Source organism: Micromonospora sp. 4G55 (assembly GCF_016803375.1).
Window position 1 is genome coordinate 1 of record NZ_JAEVHN010000506.1, and the last position, 4,558, is coordinate 4,558.

Consider the following 4,558-nt stretch of genomic DNA (forward strand, 5'->3'; position numbering starts at 1 on the left):
TGGAGCGCCTCCAGATGGACCCGGCGTTCGCCCAGCGCAACGTCAACGAGGGCTTCTCCGGCGGTGAGAAGAAGCGGCACGAGATCGTGCAGCTGGAGCTGCTCAAGCCGAAGATCGCCATCCTCGACGAGACCGACTCCGGCCTCGACGTGGACGCGCTGCGCGTGGTCAGCGAGGGCGTGAACCGGGTCCGCGACACCGGCGACACCGGCGTGCTGCTGATCACCCACTACACCCGCATCCTGCGCTACATCAAGCCGGACTTCGTGCACGTCTTCGTCGCCGGCCGGATCGTCGAGCAGGGCGGGCCGGAGCTGGCCGACAAGCTCGAGGCCGAGGGCTACGAGCGGTACGCCGCCGGGGCCGGTTCGGCGCGGGCCTGACAAGACGAGGGGCCGGCTGAGATGACCACCATCGCGATCCCGTCCGGGATGCCGCAGTACGACGACGTGCCACGCTTCGACGTGGCAGCAGTGCGCGCCGACTTCCCGATCCTGGACCGGGAGATCAACGGGCACCGGCTGGTCTATCTCGACAGCGCCAACACCTCGCACAAGCCGCGCCAGGTGCTCGACGTACTCGCCGAGCACTACGCGATGCACAACGCCAACGTGTCGCGCTCGGTGCACACCCTGGGCACCGAGGCGACCGAGGCGTACGAGGGGGCGCGGGCGAAGATCGCCGCGTTCATCAACGCGCCGAGCGTGGACGAGGTGGTGTTCACCAAGAACTCCACCGAGGCGATCAACATCGTGGCGTACGCGTTCTCCAACGCCTCGCTGCGGCCCGACGCCGACCCCCGGTTCCGGCTCGGCCCCGGCGACGAGGTGGTGATCTCCGAGATGGAGCACCACTCGAACATCGTCCCGTGGCAGCTGCTCTGCGAGCGCACCGGCGCGACCCTGCGCTGGTTCCCGGTCACCGACAACGGGCGGCTGGACGAGTCGGGGCTGGAGGAGCTGGTCACCGAGCGGACGAAGATCGTCTCGCTGGTGCACATGTCCAACATCCTCGGCACGGTCAACGCCACCGCCCGGATCACCCAGCGGGTCCGTGAGGTGGGTGCGCTGCTGCTGTTCGACTGCTCGCAGTCGGTGCCGCACATGCCGATGGACGTGGTCGACTACGACGCCGACTTCATCGTCTTCACCGGCCACAAGATGTGCGGCCCGACCGGCGTCGGCGTGCTCTGGGGCCGCGGCGAGCTGCTCGCCGCGATGCCCCCGGTGCTCGGCGGCGGGTCGATGATCGAGACGGTGTCGATGGCGGGCTCGACGTTCGCCGCGCCACCGGCCCGCTTCGAGGCCGGCACCCCGCCGATCGCCGAGGCGGTCGCGCTCGGCGCGGCGGTGGACTACCTCACCGGCATCGGGATGCGCGCCATCCAGTGGCACGAGAAGGCGCTGACGGCGTACGCGCTGGACGCCCTCGCCACCGTGCCGGGGCTGCGCGTCTTCGGACCGACGGTGCCCGTCGGCCGGGGTGGGACGATCTCGTTCGCGCTCGGTGACATCCACCCGCACGACGTGGGGCAGGTCCTCGACTCGCTCGGCGTTCAGGTGCGGGTGGGGCACCACTGCGCGAAGCCGGTGTGCACCCGGTTCGGCGTGCCGGCCATGACGCGGGCGTCGTTCTACCTGTACACCACCACGGAGGAGATCGACGCCCTGGTGGCGGGGCTCGAGCAGGCGCGGAAGGTGTTCGACTGATGCAGCTCGACCAGCTCTACCAGGAGATCATCCTGGACCACTACAAGCACCCGCACGGCCGTGGCCTGCGCGACGCCGACCCGGACGCCCGGGTCGCCGAGGCGCACCACGTCAACCCGACCTGCGGTGACGAGATCACCGTCCGGGTGGCCACCGACGGCGACACCCTCGACGACATCTCGTACGACGGGATGGGGTGCTCGATCAGCCAGGCGTCGGCGAGCGTGCTGCACGAGTTGCTGCGCGGTCGGGGTGCGGGTGAGGCGTTCGCCGTGCACGAGGCGTTCGTCGAGTTGATGTCCGGGCGTGGCCAGGTCACGCCGGACGAGGACGTACTCGGTGACGGGGTGGCTTTCGCGGGCGTCGCCCGCTACCCCGCCCGGGTCAAGTGCGCGCTGCTGCCATGGATGGCGTTCAAGGACGCCGCGGCACGCGCCGGCGTGGGCGTGAGCCCGACGGAGGTGAAGGCATGAACAGCGAAGACACCGCCACCGCGGCGACGCCTGAGGCCGGTGACGCCGCCACGACGCCGGCGACCGGCGCCGTGGCGACCGACGGCGCCCCGACGCCGGCGGGCGGCAAGGCCGCCGTCGCCGACATCGAGGAGGCGATGAAGGACGTCGTCGACCCGGAGCTCGGCATCAACGTGGTCGACCTCGGCCTGGTGTACGGCGTGCACGTCGACGACGAGAACGTCGCGACGCTGGACATGACGCTCACCTCGGCGGCCTGCCCGCTCACCGACGTGATCGAGGACCAGGCCCGGCAGGCGCTGACCACCGGCCCCGGCGGGGGACTGGTCAACGACATCCGGATCAACTGGGTGTGGTTGCCGCCGTGGGGCCCGGACAAGATCACCGACGAGGGGCGCGACCAGCTCCGCTCGCTCGGCTTCAACGTCTGACCGACCGCGCCGGCTGGCCGGACGAAAGGCCCCGACCTCAGGTCGGGGCCTTTGTCGTCCGTGCGGCCCGCACGCACCGACGGATAACCGGTGGCGTGGCCGGACGGCGTCCGGCGACAATCGCTGCGTGATCGAGTCGAAGTCGTCCCGCACCGTCCCTGTCGCCGCGGCCATCGCCGCCGGGCGACAGCGGCCGGTGCCGCGGCGGCTGCGACCCGGTACCCGCCGCCATGGGTGACGCGCTGCTCGCCGGCCTGCTCGCCGGCTACGGGGTGGCGGTGCCGGTCGGGGCGATCGCCATCGTGGTCATCGGACTCACCGCCCGTACCTCGTTGCGGGTCGGCGCCGCCGCCGCCCTCGGGGGTGGCCGCGGCGGACGGCCTCTACGCCGCGCTGGCCGTGCTCGGCGGCGCGGCCCTCGCCGGCCTGGTCCGCCCGGTGGCGACCCCGTTGCGCTGGGCGGCCGTCGTGATCCTGCTCTTCCTCGCCGGGCAGCTCGCCGTGGGCGCGCTGCGCCGGCATCGTTCCCCGACCGGGCCGGCGCGGGCCGAGCGGGGTCTGGCCACGCCGGGCCGGGCCTTCGCCGGGCTGCTGGCGCTCACCCTGCTCAACCCGATGACCATCGTCTACTTCGTGGCCCTGGTGATCGGCCGGCAGGCGTCCGGTGGGTGGACGCCCGCCGGCCAGGTGGCCTTCGTGGCCGCGGCGTTCGCCGCCTCGGCGAGCTGGCAGCTGCTGGTGGCCGGCGGCGGCTCGCTGCTCGGCCGGCTGCTCACCTCCGACCGTGGCCGGCTGGTCACCGCGCTGCTGGCCAGCGCTCTGATTGTGCTGCTGGCGCTGCGGATGGTCTGGTGAGCCGGCCGGCTCAGTGCGGGTACACCTCCAGTTCCCAGAGCGAGAAGCCGTAGGAGGTGGCCCGGGTCAGCCCGATCATCCGCACGTAGCGGGCGCCGGTCGCGGCGAACCGGTCGTTGTCGGTGCCGCCGTCCCCGGCGGTGGTGGACCAGACCGTCCGCCAGGTGGCGCCGTCGGTGGAGACGTCGATCCGGTACGACCGGGCGTGCGCCGCCTCCCAGCGCAGCACCGCGCGGGCCGAGGTTGGTCAGGTCGTCGCCGCGGCGGGCCGGGAACGACACCACCTGCTGATAGGTCGGCCGGTTCTGCCAGGCGACGACGGGCTGCTTCAGCCCGCCCAGCGGGGACTGCACGATGGCGTCGGCGCACCACTGGTCGCCGACCGCGCAGGTCGCATCGCCGGGATAGACCTCGGTCGCCGGTCGGGCGGCGGCGCTGCGCAGCGTGTCCAGCAGGATCTGCCGGCAGGCGGCGAGGTCGCCGCCCCCGCAGTACCGACGGTCCGATCCGCCGGGCGCCGGTTCGCCCAGCACCGCGCGCAGGTCGGCGTCGACGTACCCCCACCAGCCGTACTGGAACGACGAGCCCTTGTGCCCCTGCGCCTCGTTGGCCGAGGTGGGCAGGGTGGACTCGTCGCCGCGCTGCTGTCCGGACGGCGACTCGTTGATCTGCATGGCGTTGACCAGCGCCTGGTACAGCTCCGCGCCGAGGGGCGCCTTGAACTGGCCGTTGACCAGCAGCGGCCACCAGGCGTCGGCCTCGAGCTTGTCGGCCAGCTCCGGCCCGCCCTGCTCGACGATCCGGCCGGCGACGAAGACGTGCACGAAGTCCGGCTTGATGTAGCGCAGGATGCGGGTGTAGTGGGTGATCAGCAGCACGCCGGTGTCGCCGGTGTCGCGGACCCGGTTCACGCCCTCGCTGACCACGCGCAGCGCGTCCACGTCGAGGCCGGAGTCGGTCTCGTCGAGGATGGCGATCTTCGGCTTGAGCAGCTCCAGCTGCACGATCTCGTGCCGCTTCTTCTCACCGCCGGAGGAGCCCTCGTTGACGTTGCGCTGGGCGAACGCCGGGTCCATCTGGAGGCGCTCCA

At 72.1% G+C, this 4,558-nt stretch carries 5 protein-coding genes and 2 pseudogenes; 5 read left to right on the top strand and 2 right to left on the bottom strand.

Translation table 11 applies throughout. The features are described 5' to 3' along the window. From JNW89_RS28475 to JNW89_RS28495, 5 genes and pseudogenes are all read left to right on the top strand, one after another. A partial coding sequence (locus tag JNW89_RS28475) for an ABC transporter ATP-binding protein (RefSeq protein WP_375155159.1) occupies positions 1–383 on the top strand: 383 nt, incomplete at its 5' end. Positions 384–404: 21 nt separating this feature from the next. Next, positions 405–1,709: a cysteine desulfurase gene (locus JNW89_RS28480; RefSeq protein WP_238451458.1), complete on the top strand. Its 1,305-nt coding sequence runs from the start codon at positions 405–407 to the stop codon at positions 1,707–1,709. After that, a complete protein-coding gene (gene sufU / locus JNW89_RS28485) occupies positions 1,709–2,182 on the top strand; it encodes a Fe-S cluster assembly sulfur transfer protein SufU (RefSeq protein WP_154943622.1) in 474 nt (157 codons plus the stop codon). Before JNW89_RS28480 ends, sufU begins: the two co-directional genes overlap by 1 nt. Then, positions 2,179–2,613, top strand: a complete 435-nt coding sequence (locus tag JNW89_RS28490) for a metal-sulfur cluster assembly factor (protein ID WP_238451459.1) — start codon at positions 2,179–2,181, stop codon at positions 2,611–2,613. The genes sufU and JNW89_RS28490 overlap by 4 nt, the downstream gene beginning before the upstream one ends. A 230-nt stretch (positions 2,614–2,843) precedes the next feature. After that, a pseudogene (locus JNW89_RS28495) lies at positions 2,844–3,468 on the top strand (LysE family transporter). A 10-nt stretch (positions 3,469–3,478) separates the two neighbouring features. Here the strand turns inward: JNW89_RS28495 and JNW89_RS37865 are convergent. Both JNW89_RS37865 and sufC read right to left on the bottom strand, forming a co-directional pair. After that, positions 3,479–3,697 (bottom strand): discoidin domain-containing protein, encoded by a 219-nt coding sequence (locus JNW89_RS37865; RefSeq protein ID WP_309139981.1) that lies wholly within the window; start codon positions 3,695–3,697, stop codon positions 3,479–3,481. Positions 3,698–4,214: 517 nt separating this feature from the next. After that, positions 4,215–4,558, bottom strand: a pseudogene (gene sufC / locus JNW89_RS28505) (Fe-S cluster assembly ATPase SufC); the annotation flags it as partial.